Source organism: Gordonia oleivorans (assembly GCF_040044975.1).
GTDB classification, from domain to species: domain Bacteria; phylum Actinomycetota; class Actinomycetes; order Mycobacteriales; family Mycobacteriaceae; genus Gordonia; species Gordonia oleivorans.
Map to the genome: position 1 here is coordinate 37176 of NZ_JBDZDI010000020.1, position 24377 is coordinate 61552.

General features: G+C 68.0%; 20 protein-coding genes. 14 read left to right on the forward strand and 6 right to left on the reverse strand.

Features of this window, described 5'->3' with window-relative positions; genetic code table 11:
• Nucleotides 1-26 precede the first annotated feature (26 nt).
• The 5 genes from ABLE92_RS21215 to ABLE92_RS21235 all read left to right on the forward strand — a co-directional run bounded on the left by ABLE92_RS21215 (nucleotide 27) and on the right by ABLE92_RS21235 (nucleotide 8229).
• Nucleotides 27-1334 carry a glycosyltransferase family 4 protein gene (locus tag ABLE92_RS21215; RefSeq protein WP_348806772.1) on the forward strand — a complete coding sequence of 436 codons (1308 nt, stop codon included), beginning with the start codon at nucleotides 27-29 and terminating at the stop codon, nucleotides 1332-1334.
• The gene (locus ABLE92_RS21220; RefSeq protein ID WP_348806773.1) at nucleotides 1328-2041 is read left to right on the forward strand and encodes a class I SAM-dependent methyltransferase; all 714 of its coding nucleotides are present in this window, start codon (nucleotides 1328-1330) and stop codon (nucleotides 2039-2041) included. The genes ABLE92_RS21215 and ABLE92_RS21220 overlap by 7 nt, the downstream gene beginning before the upstream one ends.
• On the forward strand, nucleotides 2038-3075 hold the full coding sequence (locus ABLE92_RS21225) for a prenyltransferase/squalene oxidase repeat-containing protein (RefSeq protein ID WP_348806774.1): 1038 nt from the start codon (nucleotides 2038-2040) through the stop codon (nucleotides 3073-3075). Before ABLE92_RS21220 ends, ABLE92_RS21225 begins: the two co-directional genes overlap by 4 nt.
• A 312-nt stretch (nucleotides 3076-3387) precedes the next feature.
• Nucleotides 3388-7305 (forward strand): nSTAND1 domain-containing NTPase, encoded by a 3918-nt coding sequence (locus tag ABLE92_RS21230; RefSeq protein WP_348806775.1) that lies wholly within the window; start codon nucleotides 3388-3390, stop codon nucleotides 7303-7305.
• A gap of 69 nt (nucleotides 7306-7374) precedes the next feature.
• Nucleotides 7375-8229: an LLM class F420-dependent oxidoreductase gene (locus ABLE92_RS21235; protein ID WP_348806776.1), complete on the forward strand. Its 855-nt coding sequence runs from the start codon at nucleotides 7375-7377 to the stop codon at nucleotides 8227-8229.
• 1034 nt (nucleotides 8230-9263) lie between these two features.
• On the opposite strand, the gene ABLE92_RS21240 is transcribed toward ABLE92_RS21235, so the two are convergent.
• Nucleotides 9264-9866: a TetR/AcrR family transcriptional regulator gene (locus ABLE92_RS21240; RefSeq protein WP_348806777.1), complete on the reverse strand. Its 603-nt coding sequence runs from the start codon at nucleotides 9864-9866 to the stop codon at nucleotides 9264-9266.
• A 111-nt stretch (nucleotides 9867-9977) separates the two neighbouring features.
• On the opposite strand from ABLE92_RS21240, the gene ABLE92_RS21245 reads away from it, so the two are divergent.
• Genes ABLE92_RS21245 through ABLE92_RS21255 form a run of 3 tightly spaced genes read left to right on the forward strand, consistent with a single transcriptional unit; the run spans nucleotide 9978 to nucleotide 13056 of the window.
• A complete protein-coding gene (locus ABLE92_RS21245; protein ID WP_348806778.1) occupies nucleotides 9978-11369 on the forward strand; it encodes a flavin-containing monooxygenase in 1392 nt (463 codons plus the stop codon).
• Nucleotides 11366-12304 carry an alpha/beta hydrolase gene (locus ABLE92_RS21250; protein WP_348806779.1) on the forward strand — a complete coding sequence of 313 codons (939 nt, stop codon included), beginning with the start codon at nucleotides 11366-11368 and terminating at the stop codon, nucleotides 12302-12304. The genes ABLE92_RS21245 and ABLE92_RS21250 overlap by 4 nt, the downstream gene beginning before the upstream one ends.
• Complete coding sequence (locus ABLE92_RS21255) at nucleotides 12301-13056, forward strand: SDR family NAD(P)-dependent oxidoreductase (RefSeq protein WP_348806780.1); 756 nt, start codon at nucleotides 12301-12303, stop codon at nucleotides 13054-13056. The genes ABLE92_RS21250 and ABLE92_RS21255 overlap by 4 nt, the downstream gene beginning before the upstream one ends.
• Before the next feature lie 136 nt (nucleotides 13057-13192).
• On the opposite strand, the gene ABLE92_RS21260 is transcribed toward ABLE92_RS21255, so the two are convergent.
• On the reverse strand, nucleotides 13193-13891 hold the full coding sequence (locus ABLE92_RS21260; RefSeq protein ID WP_348806781.1) for a class I SAM-dependent methyltransferase: 699 nt from the start codon (nucleotides 13889-13891) through the stop codon (nucleotides 13193-13195).
• 59 nt (nucleotides 13892-13950) lie between these two features.
• Here ABLE92_RS21260 and ABLE92_RS21265 point away from each other — a divergent pair, with 59 nt between their 5' ends.
• Both ABLE92_RS21265 and ABLE92_RS21270 read left to right on the forward strand, forming a co-directional pair.
• On the forward strand, nucleotides 13951-14919 hold the full coding sequence (locus ABLE92_RS21265) for an NADPH:quinone oxidoreductase family protein (protein ID WP_348806782.1): 969 nt from the start codon (nucleotides 13951-13953) through the stop codon (nucleotides 14917-14919).
• Between the two features lie 117 nt (nucleotides 14920-15036).
• Nucleotides 15037-15306, forward strand: a complete 270-nt coding sequence (locus ABLE92_RS21270; RefSeq protein ID WP_348806783.1) for a DUF2277 domain-containing protein — start codon at nucleotides 15037-15039, stop codon at nucleotides 15304-15306.
• Nucleotides 15307-15340: 34 nt separating this feature from the next.
• Here the strand turns inward: ABLE92_RS21270 and ABLE92_RS21275 are convergent, their stop codons facing one another.
• The 4 genes from ABLE92_RS21275 to ABLE92_RS21290 all read right to left on the reverse strand — a co-directional run bounded on the left by ABLE92_RS21275 (nucleotide 15341) and on the right by ABLE92_RS21290 (nucleotide 18967).
• A complete protein-coding gene (locus tag ABLE92_RS21275; protein WP_348806784.1) occupies nucleotides 15341-16063 on the reverse strand; it encodes a hypothetical protein in 723 nt (240 codons plus the stop codon).
• A gap of 261 nt (nucleotides 16064-16324) precedes the next feature.
• Nucleotides 16325-17260, reverse strand: coding sequence for an amidohydrolase family protein (locus ABLE92_RS21280; RefSeq protein ID WP_348806785.1), 936 nt, complete (start codon nucleotides 17258-17260; stop codon nucleotides 16325-16327).
• Between the two features lie 24 nt (nucleotides 17261-17284).
• Entirely contained in the window at nucleotides 17285-18289 is a 1005-nt protein-coding gene (locus tag ABLE92_RS21285) for an alcohol dehydrogenase catalytic domain-containing protein (RefSeq protein WP_348806786.1), read from the reverse strand.
• Between the two features lie 3 nt (nucleotides 18290-18292).
• On the reverse strand, nucleotides 18293-18967 hold the full coding sequence (locus tag ABLE92_RS21290; RefSeq protein WP_348806787.1) for a PaaI family thioesterase: 675 nt from the start codon (nucleotides 18965-18967) through the stop codon (nucleotides 18293-18295).
• Nucleotides 18968-19078: 111 nt separating this feature from the next.
• On the opposite strand from ABLE92_RS21290, the gene ABLE92_RS21295 reads away from it, so the two are divergent.
• Genes ABLE92_RS21295 through ABLE92_RS21310 form a run of 4 tightly spaced genes read left to right on the forward strand, consistent with a single transcriptional unit; the run spans nucleotide 19079 to nucleotide 24118 of the window.
• Nucleotides 19079-19852 (forward strand): lysophospholipid acyltransferase family protein, encoded by a 774-nt coding sequence (locus ABLE92_RS21295; protein WP_348806788.1) that lies wholly within the window; start codon nucleotides 19079-19081, stop codon nucleotides 19850-19852.
• Between the two features lie 18 nt (nucleotides 19853-19870).
• Nucleotides 19871-21574, forward strand: coding sequence for an AMP-binding protein (locus ABLE92_RS21300; protein ID WP_348806789.1), 1704 nt, complete (start codon nucleotides 19871-19873; stop codon nucleotides 21572-21574).
• A gap of 4 nt (nucleotides 21575-21578) precedes the next feature.
• On the forward strand, nucleotides 21579-23000 hold the full coding sequence (locus tag ABLE92_RS21305) for a wax ester/triacylglycerol synthase domain-containing protein (protein ID WP_348806790.1): 1422 nt from the start codon (nucleotides 21579-21581) through the stop codon (nucleotides 22998-23000).
• Complete coding sequence (locus tag ABLE92_RS21310) at nucleotides 22997-24118, forward strand: alpha/beta hydrolase family protein (RefSeq protein ID WP_348806791.1); 1122 nt, start codon at nucleotides 22997-22999, stop codon at nucleotides 24116-24118. Before ABLE92_RS21305 ends, ABLE92_RS21310 begins: the two co-directional genes overlap by 4 nt.
• The last annotated feature ends 259 nt before the right edge of the window (nucleotides 24119-24377 follow it).

The following is a 24377-nucleotide window of genomic DNA, read 5'->3' on the forward strand; positions in this document are numbered from 1 at the left end:
GCTCGAGAGAAACGGGGACCAGATCAGTGCGCGTCGCATTGTTGTCGTATCGCAGCAAGCCGCATTGCGGGGGCCAGGGAGTGTACGTCCGGCATCTGAGCCGTGAACTCGCGCTTCTCGGGCACGAGGTGGAGATCTTCTCCGGGCAGCCCTATCCCGAACTGGATCAGGTGGCGATCGACGCGGGTGTGACCCTCACCAAGGTGCCCAGCCTCGGTCTGTACGACGAGCCGGACCCGTTCCGGACGCCGCGGCCCGGCGAGTACCGCGACTGGATCGACGCCCTCGAGGTCTCCTCGATGTGGACGGCCAGCTTCGGCGAGCCGCTCACCTTCTCGCTGCGGGTGGCGCGGCTGCTCGCCGACCGCCGCGACGACTTCGACATCGTCCACGACAACCAGTGCCTCGGGTACGGGCTGTTGCAGATCCAGAAGGCCGGCTTCCCGCTGATCGCGACGATCCATCACCCCATCACCCGCGACCGCACCCTCGCGGTCAAGGCGGCCAAGGGCTGGCGCAAGATCACCGCGTGGCGGTGGCATTCGTTCCTGCGGATGCAGGGCCGGGTGTCGCGTCGGATTCCCGAGTTGCTGACCGTCTCACGCAGCAGCGAGGTCGACATCCGCAAGGCCTTCGACATCCCGTCCGGCCGCATCACCACCATCCCGCTGGGCGTCGACACCGAGGTGTTCCGTCCCGGCGCGGCCCGCGAGCCGGGCCGAATCGTGTGCGTGGCCAGCGCCGACGCCCCACTCAAGGGCGTGTCCTATCTGTTGGAGGCCGTCGCGAAGCTGGCCGCCGAACGGGACGTGAAGCTCACCCTGGTCTCCAAGCTGGACCCGAACGGTCCGTCGGCACGACTCATCGACGAACTCGCGATCGGTGATCGCGTCGAACTGGTCTCGGGACTCTCCGATGAGGAGATGGCGCATCTGATGGCGTCGGCGGAGGTGGCCGTGGTGCCGTCGCTGTACGAAGGGTTCTCGTTGCCGGCCGTCGAGGCGATGGGCTGTGGCACCCCGCTGGTGGCCACCCGCGCCGGGGCGATCCCCGAGGTCGTCGGCACCGACGGCACCGCGGCGCGGCTGGTCCGGCCCCGCGACTCCGGGGCATTGGCGCAGGCCATCGCGACGTTACTCGACGACGCCGACCTGCGTGCCCGGATGGGTGCGGCCGGGCGCGCCCGCGTGGAGGAACGCTACAGCTGGGCGGCCGTCGCCGCCCAGACCGCCGAGCATTACCGCACGGTCCTCGATCGTGTGGCACGAGAGAAGGCGTCCGGGCAGACAACGACATCCGGGCAGGGAACGACAGAGGAGACGAGTGCGTGCTGACAGTTGACTTCGACCGGCTGGGTGTGGGTCCGCAGACCAAGGCGATCGACATCGGGGCGGGACAAGGCAGGCATTCGTTCGAGATGTTCCGGCGCGGAGCCGACGTCATCGCCTTCGACATGTCCGAGTCGGATATGTCCGACGTCGGCGAGATGTTCGACGCCATGATGGCCGAGGGACACGTGCCCGCCGAGGCGAAGGCGCGTGCCGAGGTCGGCGATGCGCTGCGGCTGCCGTACGCCGACAACACATTCGACGTCGTGCTGATGTCGGAGATCCTCGAGCACATCCCGTCCGACGAGGCGGCCATCGCCGAGATGGTGCGGGTGCTGCGTCCGGGTGGGCTGGCCGCGGTCACAGTGCCGCGGTACTGGCCGGAGAAGGTGTGCTGGGCGCTCTCGGATGAGTACCACGAGGTCGAGGGCGGCCACGTCCGCATCTACAAGGCCTCCGAACTCGCCGGCAAGCTGACCGCCGCCGGCCTCGAGGTCACCGGCACCGACCACGCGCACGCCCTGCACGCCCCGTACTGGTGGCTCAAGTGCGCCGTCGGCGTCGAGAACGACAACAACCTGCTGGTCAAGGGCTATCACCAGCTGCTGGTGTGGGACATGATGAGCAAGCCGTGGCTGACCCGGGTGGGTGAGCAGGTCCTCAATCCCGTCATCGGCAAGTCCGTCGCCCTGTATCTGCGCAAGCCGGAATGAGGCGCATACCTGCCATCGCAGGTGTGCTGACCGCCGAGCAGGTCGTCGCGACCGGCGCCGCCATCGTCGGCATGCAGGAGGATTCGGGGGCGTTGCCGTGGTTTCCCGGCGGCAAGACCGACCCGTGGGATCACATCGAATCGGCGATGGCGCTGACGGTGACCGGGTTCCACGCCGAGGCCGAGGCCGCCTACGACTGGTCGCGGCGACATCAGCGCCCCGACGGGTCGTGGCCGATCACCACGGTCTGCGGAGAGGTCACCGACCCGGGCATCGACTCCAACTTCTGCGCCTACATCGCGGTCGGGGTGTGGCATCACCACGTCATCACCGGTGACGACGCCTTCCTGGAACGCATGTGGCCGACGGTGTGGTCGGCGATCAACCTGGTGTGCAAGTTCCAGCGGCCCGACGGCGCGTTCCGATGGGGTGGCGATCACCGCACCCACGCGATGTTCGACGAGGCGCTCCTCACCGGCAACGCCAGCATCTATCAGTCCCTCGACGCGGCGATCCGCATCGCCGCCGCGGTCGGGCAACCCGACGCGGAGTGGGTGGCCGCCTTCGACAAACTCGGTGACGCGTTCCGCAACCGCATCGACGTCTTCGAGGACCCGTCGGAGCACTCGATGGACTGGTACTACCCGGTGCTCGGCGGCGCGATCCGCGGGCAGGCCGGCCAGGAGCTGATCGCCCGACGGTGGGAGGAGTTCGTCGTCGACGGCCAGGGCTGCCGCTGCGTCGATCACCGGCCGTGGGTCACCGGAGCGGAAACCTCCGAACTCGCGCTCGCCCTCGACGCGCTCGGTGACACCGGCGACGCCATCGAGTTGATCGCGTCGATCCAGCATCTGCGTGACCCCGACGGCTCGTACTGGACGGGTCTGGTCTACGCCGACGGCAAACGGTGGCCGGTGGAGAAGAGTTGTTGGACGTCGGCCGCGGTGGTCCTCGCCGCCGATGCGGTGAGCCGATGCTCGGCGGCCAACGGCATCTTCCGCGACGTCGGTGATCGGCTGCCCGCGCGGCGCTGATTGCTCTTAATGAATGCGCTCTCGCCGCCGACCCCGCACGACGACGAGAGCGCATCCCCCGACACTCCACCCGATGGCCCGATCGCTACCGGGGAGTGACTCAAGTCAACGTCACCGGCGGATGCCCGTGCCAATCCGGATCCGGAAAACTGGACATAGTCGCAGCTAGACTGTCCGGACGAGTTTTCCGGACCGGAAAAAAGTCTCGTCTGATGTGGAGTACATGATCCACTCCGACTTGTCCCGGCGGAACCGGGTTCGTACATTCGTGACCAGAAGCGCGGTCGGGGGTTGCCGCGACGGGGAGGATTCATGACGACGCGCCGAGCGGATGCGCCTGCGGCCGATGCGCCCGCACGGTTCGGTGCGCATCTGCTCGCGTTGTTCGCCTCGGCCGGATCCCCGACCCTCGCGTCGACCGTCAGCGGTGCGGCGCGGCTGTCGCCGGGACGTGCCGAGGTGACGGTGCAACGCCTGTCCGACTGGCGTCGCGGACGCCACCTGCCGGCCAGTTTCGAAACCCTCGAGCCCGTCCTCGCCTGGCTGATCCTGCAGGCGCAGTCGAAGGGTGCCGACGCCCCGGGGCTGGCCGAGTGGCAGCGGTGGTGGTCGGCCGCGCGCAGCACCCGCGCCACCGACCGGACGCCCCAACCGGCGCCCGACATCCCGACCCCGGTGTTGCCCTATCGCGGTCTGGACGTCATGACCGCGGCCGACTCGGCGGTCTTCTTCGGACGTGAACGGGTACTCGACGAACTCGTCGGACTCGTCGACGCGGCCGCCGCCCACGCCGACCGGACGCCTGCGGTGGTCATCGTCACCGGGGTGTCCGGGGCGGGGAAATCGTCGTTGCTGCGCGCCGGCATCGCGCGGATCGCCGCGCGGCCCGAACACCGATGGTCGGTGCGGGTTCGCCTGGCGATCGCCCTCACCGACGAGGCCGACGAGACCGGGCGCTCCGACGCCGGTGCGGGCACCCCGGACGGCGAGGAGCCCGATACCGGGCACGCGGACGCGGATCGTCTGACGATCCACGTCGTCGACCAGATCGAACAGGTCCTCGTCGGCGAGTCCCGGCACAGCACGCGGGTGCAGCGACTCATCGACGCGCTCACCGAGCTGGCGTCGACACCGGGGCACGTGGTCGTCGTGGGTGCGCGTGCCGACATGTACGAACGGTGCTCGACGATCGAACCACTCGCCACGGCGTGGCAACGGCGATCCATCGTGGTGCCGCCGCTGACCGACAAGGAACTCGAAGAGGTCATCGCCGGACCGGCCCGACTGTCCGGGATCCGCGTCGACAAGGGACTCGCGCCGACGATCCTGTCCGACCTCCGTGGCCTCGGCGGGCTCGGCGGTCAGCGCGGGCCCGTCGAGGACCGGGCCGGGCAATTACCGCTGGTCGCGCACGTGCTCGCGGAGATGTGGTCCGCGCGTGGCGGCGGCATGCTGACCGTCGCCGGCTATCACGCCGCCGGTGGGGTCGCCTCGGCGATCTCCGACACCGCGGAGAAGACGTGGCAGGCCTTCGACCCCGCACAACAGCGGATCGCCGAACGATTGCTGCGATCGCTGATCCACATCTCCGACGGTGTCACCGCCCGCCGTCCCCGCACGCTGGCCGAACTGACCGCGGGGGAGACCGACCGCGCGGCCACCGTCGCAGTCATCGAGGCGCTCGCCGAGTCACGACTGATCACCGTCTCCGACCAGCAGGTGCAGATCATCCACGACGTGGTGCTCACCGCGTGGCCACGGCTCGACGACCTCATCGAACGCACCCGGGAGATCGCGCCGGTCCTCGAGCGCGTCGACGCCGACGCGGCCGAATGGGACCGGCAGGGCCGTGAGACGTCGTTGCTCTACAACCCGAACCGCTATGCGTGGGCGTCGCCGGTGCTCGACGACCCGATCGCCCCGACGCTCACCCGCGACTACCTCGCGGCATCGCGACGCAATATCGACAGCCAGCGTCGACGCCGGCGGTGGGGTATCGCCGCGGTGGCCCTGCTGGCCGTGATCTCGGTGGTCGCGGCGATTATCGCGATCGTCTCCAACGCCGCCCTGGCCCGGGAGAGCAACGACGCGAAGTTCTCGGCATTGCTGTCGACGGCCGCGCGTCTCGCACAGACCGACCCGGGTCTGGCCGCGCACCTCGCGGTCGGGGCGTGGCGGATCCGGCCCGACGATCCGCTCGCGCAGATGCGGGTGCTGCAGACCCAGCAGTTGCCGCTGCCCTCGCCCGCGCAGGCCGCGCATGCCGGATCGATCTACGACATGATGGCCAATCCGTCGAAATCGTTGCTGGCCACGGCGAGCTACGACAAGACGGTCCGGCTGTGGGCGGCCGGCGATCCGAGCCGGATCAGCGCCGCATCACCGCCGATGGGCGGGTACAGCTCCTTCGTCACCTCGGTGGACTTCGCGCCCCAGGGTGATCGGCTCGCCTCCGCCGACGGTGACGGTCACATCACCGTGTGGGACATCGGCGACGTCGCGCGGCCGCGTCGGATCTCGGAGCTGGATTCGCCGTTCGGGTCGGGGACGTCCTACATCCTGCGATACAACCGGGCCGGCACGCTGCTCGCCACCACCCACGACAACGGGGTGGTGACCCTGTGGGACACCACCGCTCCCGGCGGGTATCGCGCGATCTCCGCGGTCCGCGGTTTCGACGGCCCGGTCCGGACGGTCGCGATCAGTGATGTCGCACCGATCATGGTCGTCGGGTCCGACGACGGCACCATCGGCGTCGTCGACATCAGCAACCCGAGCACCCCGGAGCTGATCGCACGGATCCGCGACGGGGTGGACAGCGGATGGCATTCGGTGGCGGTGTCTCCCGACGGTCGGCTCGTGGCCGCCGGGCGCGACGACGGTGAGGTGGCGATCTGGAGCATCGCCAACCCGCGCGCGCCGGCCGAATTGCGTCGGGTGCGTGCCCACGATGCCGCGATCTGGTCGGTGAGCTTCGCCGACGACGGACGATCACTGGTGTCGGCGGGCCTCGACGGTACCGCCAAACGCTGGGACGTCAGCACCGACGGCAACGCCGGATCGCCCAATCTGCTCACCGCCCTCGGCGTTCCGATGCGCACCACCGGCGGGGCGTTCTTCACCGCGCTGGAATTACGCCCGCACGTCGTGCTCACCGCGGGCGGTGCGGGAACCGTGCAGTCGTGGGACATCCCGTCCTCACCCACTCCTGCTCATACCCTGCCGATCACGCGGACCTCGGTCAGCGCCGACGGAAAGATCCTGGCCACCAGCGGCGCCGACCAGAAGGTGTTGCTCTGGGATCTGAGCACCGGCACCCCCACCGAACTGTCCCAGATCCGGCGACCACTGCGTCCCAGCGGCGGGTACGTCGCGGCCTTCAACCGGACCGGCACCGTCCTGGCGACCGCATTCACCAATGGTGGCGAGGTCGAGTTGTACGACATCTCCGACCCGCGAAGTCCGCAGCAGACCGCGACCCTGCGCCTGGACACCAGACACGCCTTCCCCCTGGCGTTCTCGCCGTCGACGGGCATGTTGGTGACCGGCAGCGATGACAACTCCCTGCAGCTGTGGGATGTGTCGAATCCGCGGGCACCCACCGAGATCGGGCCCCCCGTCGCCGCGGCGGAGGGCTTCGTCGAGGATGTCGACTTCAGTCCGGACGGTTCGAGTCTCGCCGTCGCCGACGCCCGCCACCGCATCACGCGCTGGGACGTCAGCGACCCCGACAATCCGACGGAGGTGCAGGTGGTCACGTCGCCGCAGGGTGCGGTGAACGCGGTCGAGTTCAGTCCGGACGGCAAATACCTGTACGCCGGTGACGACGATCAGAAGATCTCGGTCATCGACGTCGGATCGAGTTCGATGGCGCGGGTGTCGGTGCCGGCGGGCGTACGGGTGAGTTCGCTGTCGATCGCGAGTGACGGCAAGACCCTCGTCGTCGGCGGCACCCAGACCATCCAGCTGTGGAACATCAGCGATCCGGTCGCGCCGACGCCGATCGCGCCCGATGAGTCGATCACCTCGGAATCGGTCTATGTGCGTGAGCCGACGATCGACCCGCAGAACACCATCTACGCCGGTGGCAGCTCCGACCTGCAGTGGTGGACGATCGACGTGGAGGCCGTCGCCGACCGCGTGTGTACCGCCGAGGGCGGCATCGACCGGCAGACATGGGATGCCTTCGCCGAGGGCGTCGACTACGTCGACGTGTGTCCCGGCAGCTGACGGGGCTCGATCGCGGAAAACTGCAACAGGTTCTAGACAGGTGTCCAGGAGGCTGTCTATTCTGAGCGCATGGAATTCGGGATCGTTCAGTTCACCAGTGACCGCGGACTCGCGCCGCAGGTCCTCGCCCCACTGATCGAGGAGGCCGGCTTCGCGTCGTACTTCGTGCCCGAGCACGGGCACATCCCGACCCGTCGAGACGCCGCGCATCCCCGGACCGGCGATGCGACGCTGCCCGACGACCGCTACATGCGCACCCTCGACCCGTGGACGACGCTGGCGGCCGCTGCCGCGGTGACCGAACGCATCCGGCTGGCCACCGCGGTCGCGCTGCCGGTGCAATCCGACCCGATCACCCTGGCCAAGACGCTCGCCACCCTCGACCACATCTCCGGCGGCCGGGTCACCCTCGGCGTCGGATTCGGTTGGAACCTCGACGAATTGGCCGATCACCACGTGCCGCCGAAGCGGCGCCGCACGATGCTGCGCGAGTACCTCGAGGCGATGCGCGCCCTGTGGACCGACGAGGAGGCCGAATACCACGGCGAGTTCGTCGATTTCGGCCCCAGTTGGGCATGGCCGAAGCCGCAGGCGCACATACCGACCCTGGTGGGAGCGGCGGGCAACGAGAAGAACTTCACGTGGATCGCCCGCAGTGCCGACGGCTGGATCACCACCCCCGGCGAGGCCGACATCGAAGGCTCGGTGGCACTGCTGCAACAGATCTGGTCCGACGCCGGCCGTGACGGCGACCCCGAGATCGTGGTCCTCGACTTCAAACCAGTGCCCGAGAAACTGGAGAAGTGGCGCGAGATCGGAGTCACCACAGTGCTTTACGGACTGCCCGACGACACCGTCGAACGCGCGACCGGCTACCTCGCCAAGCTGGCCGGAAAACTGGGATTGGCTCCGGCTCCAGTGTGACCGTCCCCGCCGCGCTGGTACATCCCACCCGTCGTCCCCGCCCGCCGTCCCCATCCGCCGGTCGAGGTGTGAGGAGCGCAAGCGACGAGCCTCGAGACCAGTTGCACCGGCGCTGGTTTCGTCCCGCCGGCCGCACCCACCCGCCGGTCGAGGTGCGAGGAGCGCTAGCGACGAGCCTCGAGACCCGTTGTACCGGTGCTGGTTCCGTCCCACCGGCCGTGCCCGCCCGCCGGTCGAGGTGTGAGGAGCGCTAGCGACGAGCCTCGAGACATGGTGTGGTGCAGCTGGTTCCGTCCCAAGGGCGGTGCTCACCCGCCGGTCGAGGCGCGAGGAGCGCTAGCGACGAGCCTCGAGACCTCTTATGGTGCAGCTGGTTCCGTCCCACCCGTCGTCCCAACCCGCCGGTCGAGGCGCGAGGAGCGCTAGCGACGAGCCTCGAGACCCGTTGCACCGGTGCTGGTTCCGTCCCACCGGCCGTTGCCGCCCGCCGGTCGAGGCGCGAGGAGCGCTAGCGACGAGCCTCGAGACCTGGTGTGGTGCAGCTGGTTCCGTCCCAAGGGCGGTGCCCACCCGCTGGTCGAGGTGTGAGGAGCGCTAGCGACGAGCCTCGAGACCCGGTGTGGTGCAGCTGGTTCCGTCCCAGCATCGTCCTGCGGTGGTCTCGACACGGGCACTCGTTTCGACGGGGCTCAACGCAAGGCTAGCGCTCGCACCCGGCGCGACCGGCGGGGTGGCTGCACTCGTCTCGACCCGTCTCGACCGACGGGGTGGCTGCGCCCGGCGCGAACGACGGGGTGGCTGCACCCGGCGCGAACGGCGGGGTGGCTGCGCCCGGCGCGAACGACGGGGTGGCTGCACCCGGCGCGAACGGCGGGGTGGCTGCGCCCGGCGCGATCGGCGGGGTGGCTGCGCCCGGCTCGACCCGGCGCGACCGGCGGGGTGGCTGCACCCGGCTCGACCGACGGGGTGGCCGCACCCGGCCCGACCAGCGGGCGGGAGGCACGTACCCAACTCGACTGGCGGGATGGCTGGACTCACAACTCCGGCGCGACCCGCAGGCCGGGCATGACGAACCGGTCGATCTGGCGCCGCACCGATACGGGGTCGTCGGCGTCGACGGTGGCGCCGGGGGCGGTGCCGATGCTGATCAGGATGCGGGCGACCCATTCGGAGACCTCGTCGGGATCGTGGGCGGCGTGCACCTCTCCTCGTTCGATGGCGGCCTCCACGAACGGTTTCCAGAACAGGGCGAGGTCGGGAACGAGGGCGGTCACACCCGCTCCGGCGCAGGCGGCGAACTCGTCCGGCTCGTCGGTGCGCAGGCGCAGCAGCAGTGTCCCCGGGTCGTCGTAGGCGCCGCGCCCGATGCGGACCCCGGCGGTGAGTTGTTCGGCGAAGGTGCCCAGTTCGTCGAGTTCGGATCGTGCGTCGGTCCAGAATGATTCGGTGAGCCGGACGATCGCGGCGCCCACCATCGCCTGCTTGTCCGGAAAGTGGCGGTACAGCCACGCCCGTGACACTCCGGCAAGGTCGGCGACCTGCTGCACCGTTGTCGCCCGGATTCCGCGTTCGGCGAGCAGTTTCTCTGTCGCGTCGAGAAGTCGATCGGTGACGGAGGTCGTCGGGGCGGGGGTCATGCACCCGACTTTAGGGCATGCCCCAGTAGACAGTTCTGTGAAACTGTGTACTTCACCCACCCCGGTGCGGTAGACAGATCTGGAGATCTGTCAACAACCCTAGGGGGTCCCATGCGTGTTGCCACCCCACGCACTGCCATCATCGGCGCCGGAATCAGCGGACTGACCGCTGGAAAGATGCTGTCGGACTACGGCGTCGACTACACCTGCTTCGAATCGTCCGATCGGATCGGCGGGAACTGGGCATTCGGCAATCCCAACGGTCACTCCAGTGCCTACCGATCGCTGCACATCGACACGTCGAAACATCAACTCTCCTTCCGGGATTTCCCGATGCCTGAGGACTATCCGGACTTCCCGCACCACACCCAGATCAAGCAGTACCTCGACGACTACGCCGACGCATTCGGATTGCTGGACAACATCGAATTCGAGAACGGGATCACCCACGCGCGGCGGCTCGACGGAGGTGGTTGGGAACTCCAGACGCAGAGCGGGACGACCCGCCCATTCGATCTGCTCGTCGTGGCGAACGGCCACCACTGGGATCCGCGCTACCCCGACTTCCCCGGCGAGTTCGCCGGGATCACCATGCACGCACATCACTACATCGATCCGCGGACCCCACATGACTTCTCCGGCAAGCGGATTCTGGTAGTCGGCCTGGGCAACAGTGCCGCCGACATCGCGGTGGAGTTGTCGTCGAAGGCCCTCGACAACGAGTTGACCTTGTCCACCCGCTCGGGTGCATGGATCGTACCCAAGTACTTTGCCGGGCAGCCTGCGGACAAGTACTACCGCATGAGTCCGCACATCCCTTCTTCGTGGCAACGCAAGTTCATGCAGGTGATGCAGCCACTGACCGCCGGGCATCCCGAGGACTACGGCTTGCCGACGCCGAACCACAAGTTCTTCGAGGCGCATCCCACGCAGTCGGTCGAGCTGCCGCTCCGACTCGGTTCCGGCGACATCACCGCCAAGCCCAACATCGATCGATTCGACGGCGACACAGTGTATTTCGAGGACGGGTCATCGCGCGACTTCGATATCATCATCTATGCCACGGGATACAACATCACCTTTCCGTTCTTCGATCGGGACTTCCTGAGCGCTCCGGACAACCGCATCGACCTGTACAAGCGGATGTTCGCGCCGGGTATCGACGATGCGGTCTTCATCGGCTTCGCGCAGGCCACACCGACGCTATTTCCGTTCGTGGAGTGTCAGACCCGGTTGCTCGGGGCGTACGCGGTCGGGCAGTACCGGCTGCCGCCGGAGGATGAGATGAGGCGGGTGATCGACGACGATACGCACTTCTATACCGGCCACATGCTCGACCGGCCGCGGCATACCCAGCAACTCGACCACTACCTGTACGAACACAACATGAGGACCAAGGAGATTCCGCAGGGCCGGGAGCGTGCACAACGCCGTGGTCCCCAGCGCTGGGCGAATGTGGCCGAGAGCGCCGCCCACGATGACGTCCTACAGGAGGCACGATGACGACGATCGACACCCGCCGCGACGTCGAGTTCATCTCGGACGGAACACGATGTGCCGCATGGCTCTTCCCGGCGCCGGAGACTTCGCCGTTCCGTACCGACTCAGGTGTTCCCGTCGTCGTGATGGCCCACGGATTCTGTGGCACCAAGGATTCCGGGCTCGAACCGTACGCCCGGGCGTTGGCCGATGCCGGCCTCGCGGTCTTCGCCTTCGACTACCGCCACTTCGGCTTGTCGGAAGGTCAACCACGCCAACGGGTGTCGATGTCCGGTCAGGTCGCCGACTATCACGCCGCGATCGACGCGGTCGCCACCCAGCCGGGGGTCGACGGCGGTCGGGTGATTCTGTGGGGACTGTCGCAATCCGGCGGGCACGTCCTCATCGTCGCCGCCGAACGCGCCCGCCGCGGCGATGACGATGTCGCAGCCGTGATCTCGATGGTTCCGATGGTCAGTGGTATCGCGGCCGGTGCTCACCACTACCCACAGGTGGGTGCGGCGTCGATGCTGCGAACGACCGGAGTCGGGATCGCAAGTGCGTTGGGCGCCAAGCTCGGTCGTGATCCGGTGATGATGCCGGTGGTCGGCAGGCCGGGGGAGCGGGCCGCGCTCACCTCCGACGGCTATCTCGAGGACTACCAGAGGATCGCCGGACCGTCGTGGCGTAACGAGGTCGACGCCTCCATCGGGCTGGAACTCGGCAACTACCGCGCCGACAAGCACGCCGCCGACGTCGCGGCTCCGGTGCTGATGCAGATCGCCGACTTCGACCGTGGCGCACCACCATACGCGGCGGCCAAGGCAGGATTCGCCGCGCGCGCCGAGCTCCGTCACTATCCCTGCGATCACTTCGGCATCTTCGCCGACGTGGACGACTCCTGGTTCGACACCGCGGTGACACACCAGATCGGCTTCCTGGAAAGGCATCTCGGATGAGCGCGGCGCTGGTCATCGGCGGGGCGTCAGGAATCGGGCGGGCCACCGCGACGCGCCTGCACGAGGTGGGGCATCGGGTGATCGTCGCCGACATCAACGGCGACGCCGCGCAGCTCGCCGCGGAGGAACTCGGCGGCGAGAGCGCCGCCATCCGCCTCGACGTCACCGACGAAGACTCTGTCGCAGCGGGTTTCGAGGGCGTCGGCGATCTCGCCGTGGTGGTGAACTGCGCCGGCCTGTCCATGCCCGGCGCACTCGTCGATCTGGAACTCGACCACTGGCGGACCACCGTCGACGTCTGCCTCACCGGAACCTTCCTGGTGCTCAAACACGCCGGTCGGCACGTCGTCGGCGGCGGCTCGATCATCTGCGTCGCCTCGCTCAACGGCCGCCAACCCGGCGCGGGAATGGGTGCCTACTGCGCGGCGAAGGCCGGGGTCCTGATGCTCGTCGAGGTGGCCGCGCTGGAGTTGGCCGAACGCGGGGTGCGCGTCAACGCCGTTTCCCCGGGGCTGGTGGACACTCCGCTCACCGCCGGAATCGCCTACGTGCCCGGCCTCACCGAGGAGTATCTGGACAACACGCCGCTCGGGCGGGCGGGCACCCCCGACGACATCGCGCAGACCATCGCCTTCCTCGCCTCCGACGCGTCGACGTGGATGACCGGCGCTGCCATCGATCTCAACGGCGGCGCGCACCTCCAGCGCTACCCGGACGTACTCGGCAAGGTGCGGGCGCTGGCGGAAGGTTGACCGAGACCTGCGAGTCCGGCCCGCCGCCGGTCGAGTAGGTCCGAGGGACGAGGGCCGTATCGAGGCCACCTCGGTGAAGCGGGCAGCCCTGCCTCACCGGGACATCCGGGCCACGCTGTCGCGTCAGAGTGCCCTTCTATCCGCGGGGCAGGGGCTCCCCGACGACACCGGAGTCCCGACGCAGCACGCGTAGTGATCCCTCCACCCGCACGTCGGTGAACTGTCCGGTCGCCAAGGCCTGGCAATAGATCTCGTACGGGGGCCGGCCGCCGTCGGCGGGATCGGGGAACACGTCGTGGATCAGCAGGGCCCCACCGACGCGCACCCAGGGTGCCCAGCCGTCGAGGTCGTTCTGTGCGGCCTCCATCGAGTGGCCGCCGTCGATGAAGACGAAGTCGACGGGTTTGCCCCACGCCTGGGCGGCGACGGTCGACGGCGCGAGCATACCGATCACGGTCTGCTCGAGGCCCGCGTCGAACATCGTCCGGCGAAAGCGTGCGGAGGTGTCCAGGGTGCCCGCATGCGGGTCGACGAGCGACTCGTCGTGATACTCCCAGCCCGGCTGGTGCTCCTCGGATCCGCGGTGGTGATCGACGGTGACGATGACCGCGCCGGCGGCTTCGGCGGCCGAACCCAGGAACACCGTCGACTTACCGCAATAGGTGCCGATCTCCACGCCCACCTTCGTCGAATCAGGCTGTGCCAGATACTCTCCAGCGATCTCGAACAACGTCTGGGCCTCGTCGAGCGGCATGAAGCCGGGGGCCTCGTCGGCCACCCGGATGCGATCGGGCGAGGGGGCGGAAATCGGCTGCGGGGCCGACGGTGCGGTCATGGCACCGATCGTAACCGTTCCCTACCGAGCGATTGTTCTCCCCGCGTAGTGTGGCTGCCATGAAAGCTCAGGTACTCACCGCAGAGAACGGCCCGTCAGCTCTCGAACTCACCGACGTCGCCGACCCGACGCCCGCCGATGGCCAGGTGCTCGTCGACATCAAATCGTGCGGGATCTGCTTCCCCGACCTGCTGATGAGCCAGGGCAAGTACCAGCTGCGCGTACCCACCCCGTTTGCCCCGGGCACCGAGGTCGCCGGCGTGGTGCGCAGTGCGCCCGAGGGGTCGTCGGTGAAGGCCGGTGACAAGGTCCTCGTCGCGTCCATCGTGGGAGGGTTCGCCGAACAACTCGTCGCCGCACCCGAGCAACTCCTGCCGCTGCCCGAGGGCCTGAGCTTCGACCAGGGTGCCGCGATGGGCATCAACTACCAGACCGCGCTCTTCGCGCTGAAGGTCCGCGCGCAGACCGCGCCCGGCGAGGTGGTGGGCGTGCTCGGTGCCGCGGGCGGTGTCGGCACCGCGTCGATCATGGTGGCAAAGGCCATGGGCGCCAAGGTGATCGCCATCGTGCACCGCAAGAGTGCCGAGGAGTTGCTGGCCGGCGCCGGCGCCGACGAGATCGTGCAACTCGAGGAGGGCTGGGGTGCCAAGCTCAAGGAGATCGCACCCGAGGGCGTCGACGTGATGATCGATCCGTCCGGCGGCGACGTCTTCGACGAGGCGCTGCGCCAGGTCGCCCCCGACGGCCGGTACGTGGTGGTCGGGTTCGCCGCCGGCGGCATCCCCACCGTCAAACTCAATCGCGTCCTCTTCCGCAACATCGCCGTCGTCGGCGCGGCGTGGGGTGAGTACGTCCGCACCCATCCCGGCGTCCCGGAACTGCTGCACGACGAGCTCACCGAGATGATCGCGGCGGGTCTGAGTCCGCAGGTCAACACCACCTACACCCTCGATCAACTCCCCGAGGCGTTGACGGATCTGGCGCAGGGGCGGATCCTGGGGAAAGCGGTCGTCCACATCGCCGACTGAGCCCGCTCTCCTTGCTGGTCGAGTAGTCGACGAGCGAAGCGAGGAGACGCTTCCCGTTGGTCGAGTAGTCGACGAGCGAAGCGAGGAGACGTATCGAGACCCCCCGAGGAGTGCCCCATGTGCCGCAACATCACCGAACTGCGCGGGCTGGAACCACCGGCCACCCACGACGAAATCGAGGCGGCCGCGCGTCAGTACGTGCGTAAGGTCAGCGGCATCCGGGCGCCCTCGGCGGCGAATGCGGAGATCTTCGAGGCGACGGTGACCGCCGTCGCCGCGGCCACCCGGGAACTGCTCGCCGAACTACCGCAGCGGCGTCAGCCGCCGAAGACGGTGCCGCCGCTGCGCCGTCCGGAGGTGCAGGCGCGGATCGCAGCGCGGGGTTGACGCGCGTCGACGACGAACCGATGTCGGGTGCGGACTACGGAGCCGAGTCGACTGGCAGGCAACTGCTGATCAGGCGTTCGGCCATCATGTCGTCCAACAGCGTGTCGATCGGTAGCGGCGACTGCAATAGCACCGTTTCCCCGAACGACCAGGCCTTCGCCTGCGGATCTGAGATCTCGAACATGAACACGGTGTTGATGCCGTTATTGGCGGCCACGACCATCTTTGGTGGCGGGGGCACCTCTGACAGGCCGACGGGTCTCCCGTCCTCCAGGTAGGCCTCCACCGAGACAGCGTTGTCGAGAATCGCGTTGTCCTGGGCGTAGATGTCCAGCGTCTGAAGGTACGCCGATGGGACGGGCCCACAGTCCAGTTGGGGATAGACGACGAGCCCGTCGTGCACGTCGGCGGCGAGTCCGCGGAGCCGCGCGGCGACGGTCGGCCAGAACGTCGGAGCCCCGACCGCGGACGGGTTCGGCGGGAACCCCAGCAGGGCCAGTGGACGTCCATCGTCCTTGGCGCGCGTCAGGTAGAAAAGCCCGACCCCGGTCCGAGGTGGGTTCCGCGTGAGCGTGAAACGGGCGACCCTGACATCCGTCACGAGCTCTGTCATCGCGGTCGCAGTATCGGGGAAGTGATCCCGGAGGGCATCCGCGGCGCGTCGTACCCCGGCGCGTCCCGAGCTTGCCAGGTCGAACCAGTGGTCAGGGACAGACTCGCCCGGCCGCAGCTCGCCCATGTGCTGCAGGTACTCCAAGGTGCGTTCTCTGCTATGGGTGACCGTCTGAAACGATTGCGGCACATCGTCATATGTCAGGCTGCTGGGAAATGGGTACGGCTTATCCCACCACACATCCCGTCGGTACATACTCGGCACTCGTCGCCGTAGCCGGTCCATGGTGGAGCATTGAGATGGTGTGAGAGTGGCCATGTCGTCGCTGGAGGAAGGTGACACGGGCTCAGGGTAGCCGAACCCCGTCGTCAAGAACTGCGGCGCGCGGCTGACGCGCGTCGACGCTCAGGCGCCGATCCCGAACACCTCCGCAGCGTTCTCGTAGAGCACCCCGCGCACCCAGTCGTCGCCGAGGTCGAGTCGGATGACGGCCTCGAGGGCGTGGGTGTAGGTGTAGGGAATGTTCGGGAAGTCGCTGCCGAACAATATCTTTGAGCCGATGTCACGCAGCCGGGGGCGCAGTTCCGGCGGGTACGGTGCATCCTTCTCGGAGAAGTCGGTGAACGACATGGTGGTGTCGAGCCGAACGTTCTCGTAGTGCTCTGCCAGGTGCAGGAATTCGGTGTACTCCGGTGTCCCCATATGGGCGACGATCAGCGGCAACGATGGAAAGCGCTTCAGCAGAGCGGCAATGGGTTCCGGACCGGTGAATCGTCCTGGTGCCGGACCACTTCCGCAGTGGATGATCACCGGCACCTGAGAATCGGCCAGCTGCGACCACACGCCGTCGAGCAGCGGATCCAGGGCGGAGAAATCCCCGACCTGGATGTGGCACTTGAACACTCGTGCGCCCGCGGCGATCGCCTTCGAGACGTATCCGGTGGCCGACTCCTCGGGATAGAACGTCGCGGTGTGCAGGCAGTCGGGGTGATGGGCGGCGAAGTCGGCGGCCCACCCGTTGAGCCACTCCGCCATATTCGGTTTGTGCGGGTACACCAGCGACGAGTACGCACGCACCCCGAACGACTGCAGCGTCGCCACCCGTACGTCCTCGTCGGCGCGGTAGGTGATCGGCCACTCACGGCCGATGAGCGGCCCGGCGGAGTCGAAGTAGGCCCAGACCTTGTCCATCACCGATCGCGGCATGAAGTGGGTGTGGACGTCGATCAGGCCGGGCAGGTCCAATCCCTGCCAGACCGCGCGTATCTGTTCGACCTCGGAGTCGCTGAACGGTGCCGGCTGATCGGGGATCGGCCGATCGGGGTGAACGTCGCTGCCCATGTGTCGACGCTACCGCGCGTCGATTCAGGGTCGAATCAGAACCTTGCGTTCCTTGTTGGGTGCACTGAGCGTCGCAAAGATCTCGGTGAGGTCGTCGAGTCCCGCGGTGCGACTGACGAACAACCCCGGATCGATCGAACCGTTCATGACCGACGTTGCGGCCGTGACGAATTCGTCCTTGGTGTAGTAGGAGACGAAGTGCATCGACACCTCTTTGACCACCGCCGCGACCGGCATGAACTCGTCCGGCGTCAGGCACACCCCGGCGACGACGATCCGCCCGCCGGGTGCGACGCATTCCAGTGCGGTGGCAACGATGCCGGGCTTGCCGACACACTCGATCACCACGTCGAAGGGTTCGGACGCCGACACCGCGTCGGGAGTGGTGGTCGACGTGGCACCGAGGTCGGTGGCGGCGACGAGGCGTTCGGGTACCGGGTCGCTGCAGACGATCTCGCCGGCAGACGACCGCGACAACCACGCCAACGCGGCCAAACCCACCGGCCCCGCGCCGGTCACCAACACCCGATCGCCCGGCGCGATGGATGCGCGGGTCACCGCATGCAAGCCGACCGCCAGCGGCTCGGTGAGCGCTGCATCGCCCAGGCCTGCATCATTGCCCGTCACCTCGCGCGCCCCGGGCAGCCGATCCAGTCGGACGCTTTCGGCTGCCCCGACCAGCACGAACTCCGCCAATGACCCGGCGAGGACACCCAGACCGAGGGTTCGCGCCGCCGGGCACCGTGCGACGTCTCCGACGAGGCAGGCGCGGCACGCGCGACAACCGATCACCGGCATCGACGCCACCGGAGCACCCAGCCAATCGGTCAGCCCCGGTCCGGTGGCCACCACCTCGCCCGCGAACTCGTGACCCATGATCCTGCCGTCGGGGAGAAACGGCGCCGTCGAGAGATCCGATCCGCAGATGCCGGTCGCGGCGACCCTGAGCACCAGTTCGCCGTCACCCGGTTCCGGGTCGGCCACGTCATCGACCCGGAAGGTTCCGTTGGAGATCACCGCGGCGCGCATCGTTCAGCTCTCCTTGTCCACGAGGCTCTCGTCGACGTACTTGTCGGCCCTCCGCGGCATCTGCCCCGACCAGTCCTTCGGTGCGATGAACACACCCTCGGCCTCCACGGTCACGCCGTCGGCGTCGGAGAGGGTGCCGCGGACGATCTTCTTGCGGCCGTCTCGGGCGACGATGGACGCGCGTGCGGTCAGTGTGCCGAGGGGAGTGGGGCGCAGGTAGCGCACTGTGATGGTGCCGGTGTAGCAGGGCACGTTGTCGAGGCTGGCGCCCTCGCCGAGTACGTGATCGAGGATCATCGCGCACACACCGCCGTGGACGTGATGGTCCGGGCCCTCGTAGGCCGCGCCGAGGGTGAACTCCGCGGACACCTCGTTGTCGTGAAACCGGGTGCGCAGCGGTGGCGCTATCGCGTTGCGGACGCCGATGACGGCGTTACCCCACGGCATTCCGATGAAGTCGGGGGTGTAGCGCACGCCGTATGGGCCGTCGATCTGTTCGGCCCGCAACATCGCCACGACCTCGTCGATCCGTCGACGCGCCTCGCCGATCACCTCGTCGGGGACCTCGGTGCGGATGGCGGCATCGATGAGTTCGCGGACCGATTCGGTCAACGGCTCATAGACGCCGCGGCGGCGGGCGATCTCGGCATCGGAGATGTCCTCGAGGGTGAACTGCATGGGGCCGCTCCCGGAGGTGTGCGAGTGGGACGAACTGGCGAGATCGTCTAGAACGTGTTCCAATTTACATCTAGAACCTGTTCTAGTTCTGGGAAATGCGAGGAGGCGACCATGGAGTGGGACGAGACCTGGGTGCGCCAGGCGATGCCCCTGCTGTCGCTGATCTCCAAGGGATACTTCCGGTCCGACGTCCAGGGGATGGAGAAGGTACCCGACGGTGGGGCGCTGCTGATCTCCAATCATTCGGGCGGCCTGCTGGCGTTCGACGTGCCGTTGATCGCGGTGGCCTTCGCCGATCACTTCGGGCCCGCGCGGCCGCTCTACACCCTCGCCCACGACATCCTGTTCCAGGTCGGTGGCGGTGCGCTGCTGAGCAAGTTCGGCTTCCTGCGCGCCCATCCGCGCAACGCGGTCGCAGCACTGGAATCGGGCGCCGCGACGCTGGTCTTCCCCGGTGGTGACTGGGATGTGATGCGACCGAGTCGCGACGACGCCACGATCGACTTCGGTGGCCGCACCGGCTACATCCGGACCGCTCTGCAGGCCGACGTGCCGATCGTCCCGATCGTCACCATCGGCGCGCAGGAGACCCAGTGGTTCCTCACCCGGGGCGAAGGCCTGGCCAAACTGCTGCGCCTGGACAAACTGTTGCGCATCAAGGGCACGCCGCTGTCGCTCGGCTTTCCCTTCGGGCTCACCGCCGGACTGCCGGCGAACGTCCCGCTGCCGTCCAAGATGACCACGCGCGTGCTCGACCCCATCGACATCCGCGCCGAGTTCGGGACCGACCCGGACATCGCCGAGGTCGATCAGATGATCCGCAAACACATGCAACACGCCCTCGACGACCTTGCCCGCAAGCGCCGATTCCCCGTGCTCGGCTGACTCTTCCTGGATACCACCATGATCGCGATCCTCGACCGTCTCCGTTCCCTCGTCTGGCTGACCGGAGTCCTGTTGCGCAGCGGGTTCCTGAGCCTGGCCCGCCCCGACCGCTACGTCCGGATGGGCCTGAACCTGCGGAGGCACGGCGGTCCGTCGCCGGTCAGCGGCATCGGGCTGGCCGCTGCCCGCACCCCGGACCGGGTTGCCATCATCGACGAGGCGGGCTCACTCACCTGGGGCCAACTCGACCGACGCGCCGACGCACTGGCCGCCGGCTTGGGTGAGCTCATCGGGCCGCGTCGCCCCGATCGGCCTGCGCGGGTGGCCATCATGTGCCGCAACCACGCCGGTCTCGTTGAATCCCTGGCTGCCACATCGCGACTCGGCGCCGACGCCATTCTGCTCAACACGGGTTTCGCCGGCCCCCAGTTCGCCGAGGTCCTCGACCGCGAGGGCGCCGACCTGCTCATCGTCGACGACGAGTTCGGCGAGCTCGTCGGTTCCGCCGCGGCTCGACTGCCTCGGCTTCGCTGTCTGCGGGCGTGGGTCGACGACCCCGACAACTATCCGATGCCGCATGCCGTCGGCACCGTCGAATCGGTGATCGCCGATCACGCCGGGCAACGGGTGCCCACGCCGCCGCGCGCCGGCCGCGTCGTGCTGCTTACCTCGGGAACCACGGGCACTCCCAAGGGTGCTCGACGTGGCGGCAGCACCGATGTGGCTTCGCTTGCCGCGATCCTCGACCGCATCCCTTGGCGCGCAGGCGAACCCACCGTGATCGCCGCACCCATCTTCCATGCGTGGGGATTCGGGCAGGTCGCCATCGCGGCCACGCTGAGCGCCACCATGGTGATGCGCCGCCGCTTCGACCCGGAGGCCACCCTCGACCTCGTCGACCGTCACCGCGCCACCGGACTGGCCGTGGTGCCGGTGATGCTCGAACGGATCATGGACCTGCCCGACGAGGTGCTCGACCGGTACACCGGGTCCTCCTTGCGTTTCGTCACCGCCAGCGGGTCGCGCATGCGGTCGGATGCGTTGCTGGCCTTCATGAATCGTTTCGGCGACGTCGTCTACAACAGCTACAACGCCACCGAGGCCGGCCTGATCTCCACCGCCGTACCCGCCGACCTGCGCGCTGCACCCGACACCGCCGGACGGCCCCTGGTCGGCACCGACGTCCGCATCCTCGACGACGCCGACCACGAGGTGGCGCCCGGCGAGATCGGGCGCATCGTCGTCGCCGGTGCCTCGGCCTTCGACGGATACACCACCGACGACACCAAGGATTTCGCCGGCGCGCACATGGTGTCCGGCGACCTGGGCCGGATCGACGAGAACGGTCGACTGTTCGTGGTGGGACGTGACGACGAGATGATCGTCTCCGGCGGAGAGAACGTGTACCCGCTCGAGGTCGAGCAGGTCCTCGCCGAATGTCCGGGCGTCGGTGAGGTCGCGGTGGTCGGCGTCGACGACGAACGTTTCGGACAACGCCTGGCCGCCTATGTGGTCCGCCGCGGCGGTGGTCTCGTCAGTGCCGACGCGATGGTCACCGCCGACGATCTGCGGGCTCACGTGCGTGACCGTCTGGCCGGATTCAAGGTGCCGCGCGACGTGCATTTCATCTCCGAGTTGCCGCGCAATGCCACCGGGAAAGTGGTGAAACGGACTCTCGGCGAGATGGTTTCGGATTCCGCGGGCGAACGGAAGGTGGGTTGAGACGATGGAACGCTTCAGTGGGTCCGAACGCTTCAGTGGGCCCGACGCCCTGATGTTCAACATGGAGACTCCGACCACCCCGATGCACACGCTGAAGGTGGCGATCCTGGATACGCGACGTCGTGGTCGGCCGGTGACGCTGGGCGAACTGGTCGACGTCCTGCCCGACTACCTGGGCATGTTCCCGCGCGCCACCCAACGGGTGCAATGCGCACCGGGGCGTAAGGCCCGTCCGTTCTGGGTCGCCGACGAGGACTTCGATGTGGCCGACCACCTCGACGAGATCTCCCTCCCCGCCCCGGGTGGGCGGGCGCAGCTCGACGCGGCGCTGTCGGAACTCGCTGTGCACCAGCTGGATCGATCGCGTGCACTGTGGGCGCTGACCCTGGTGCACGGTCTCGCCGGAGGTCGTCAGGCGGTGGTCGTGCGGGTCCATCACGCGGTCGCCGACGGTCTGGCCGCCCTCAACACCCTGATGGCCGCGACGTCGGAGGAGGGTGGCGTCGTCGAGGTGGCCCCGGTGCGCCGTCCGCACACCCTGCCGAGCCGAGCCGACCTCACCCGCAGTGCACGTCGGGAATCGCGGAGTCTGCTGGCCGCGATACCGCGGGTCATGTCGACATTCGCGCGAGCGGCCCGGATCGCCTCGGATACCGATGCCGCCGAACATATTCCACGTCCCCTGACCGTGCGGCGGACCAGTTTCAACACGCCGTCGGGCGGTGAACGCGTCTGTGCGAGCGGTGGAATCCCGCTGGCCGACGTCCAACGTATCGCGGTTGCGCTGGGTACCACCGTCAACGGTGCCCTGCACGGCATCATCGCCGGCGCCATGCGGTCCGAATTGGCCGATCGCGGAGATGATCTGACGCACCGGTCGGTCACTGTGTTCGGGGTGTGCCGCGATCTCGCGTCGACACGGACCCGAGGGAATGAGATCGCCACTGCCGCAGCGTATATGCGCACCGACATCGCCGATCCGGTGGAACGGATCACCGCCACCGCCGAGAGTTGCGCCGCGGCGGTCGGTCGGCGTAAGAAGGTGGGCTTCGAGATGACCGACCGGATGTCGACGTACACCGGTCGCCTGGCACCGACCTTCCGTAACCTCGCCGCGCACCGGGCGCCTCGGATCATGAACACCATCACGACCGCGAACATGGCGGGACCGCGTCAGACCCGATGGGTCGGCGGCGTCGAGGTGATCGACTGGATCTCCTTCGCCCTCGCCATCGCACCCGCCGATGTCAACCTGACCACCTACAGTTACGCCGGCACGCTGTCGATGGGGCTGATCGCAACACCGGAGTCGATGCCCGATCCACACCGGTTCCTGCGACGCGTCGCCGAGTCCCTCGACGAGGTGCACGCGGCCCTGTCCGATCGCGGTCTGCTCGGCGGCGATCTGGTTCGGGGCGATCGTTGATCGATTGGTCCACGGGGGCTGCACGTCTCGGTCTCTTCGCCGGGGTGTTGCCCCGCGCGATCGCGAGCACCCGTCACGCCGGCCGCGGTGATGTCACCGCAGGGGTGCCACCAACGTCGGCCGGGGCGCGGGCCATCGGTGAGACGGCGCTGGACGAGTTCTTCATCGCCATCAACTCCGTGATCCGCGAGATCCCGTCCACGGAAACGATCGAGAGATACGTCGAGCGGTGTGCGGCGGTTGCGCCCGAACTGGCGGGGCTGGGTGTGGAAGGTATTCATCGGCGTCCGCGCGTTCCGCGGATCGCGTCGCAGACCCGGAAGATGTTCGGGACCACCCGTTTCGATCATGTCGACTATCTGGTCGACGGTTTCCTGCCGGCCTCGGTTGCCGACGTCGATCCCTATGCGGGAACCTACAGTTCGGCGCGGGTGCTCAGCCGGAGTCGGAGTGGTGGCCGGTGGCTGATCTGGGTGCACGGAGCCGCGCAGGGTCGATCCGATGATCTCTACGCCTTCCGGGCCGCACACCTGTACGGGCAACTCGGCTACGACGTCGCCTTTCCGGTTCTCCCTGCGCACGGTGCCCGCCGACGTCGTTCCGTCGCGTATCCGGGCCTGGATCCGTTGGTCAATGTGTTGCTCACGGTGCGCGCGGTCACCGAGATCCGTGCCCTGATCGAATGGATCTCGCAGTGGGATCCGAGTGAGATCGTGCTGTCCGGAACATCATTGGGCGGACCGATCGCCGCGCTGGTGGCCTCGCTGGAGCCCCGCGTGTCGGGTGTCATCGCCGTGGTGCCGATGCTCGACGTCCACGGCACCCTGGCCCATCACATGGAACGGGCCGGTCCCCGCGGCCGCGACCTGGCGGCCCTGATGCGTTCGGACCCGGTCACCGCCGTCACCTCCGTCATCGACCCGCTGTCGGTGGACCCGTACCCCACGCCCGATCGTCGCCTGGTGATCGCGGCCCTCAACGACCGCGTCACCTCACTGGGCGCAGCACGACGCCTCCACGCGCACTGGGGCGGAAAAGTGCACTGGTACCACGGAAGTCACGTCGGCCATGCCATGTCCCGAGACATCCACCGCGCCGTCGACAGCTTCCTGACCTGAGCTCGCGGGTATTCGAAGGTTCTCGGACAGGGCGTCACGGGGCGAGCTCGTCGCGTATCCGTCGGGCCGAGCTTGTCGAGGTCGAGACCACTCCCGCAACATATCCGCCGGGCCGAGCTTGTCGAGATCGAGACCACCTTCGCAACCCGGTTCCGGAAACCGACTGCAGCGCAGCCTGACTCCCGCCGGTCGAGCCGTCATCGTCTCGCCGGTCGAGCCGCCTCGTGCGAGCTTGCGAGCCCGTGGCGTGTCGAGACCA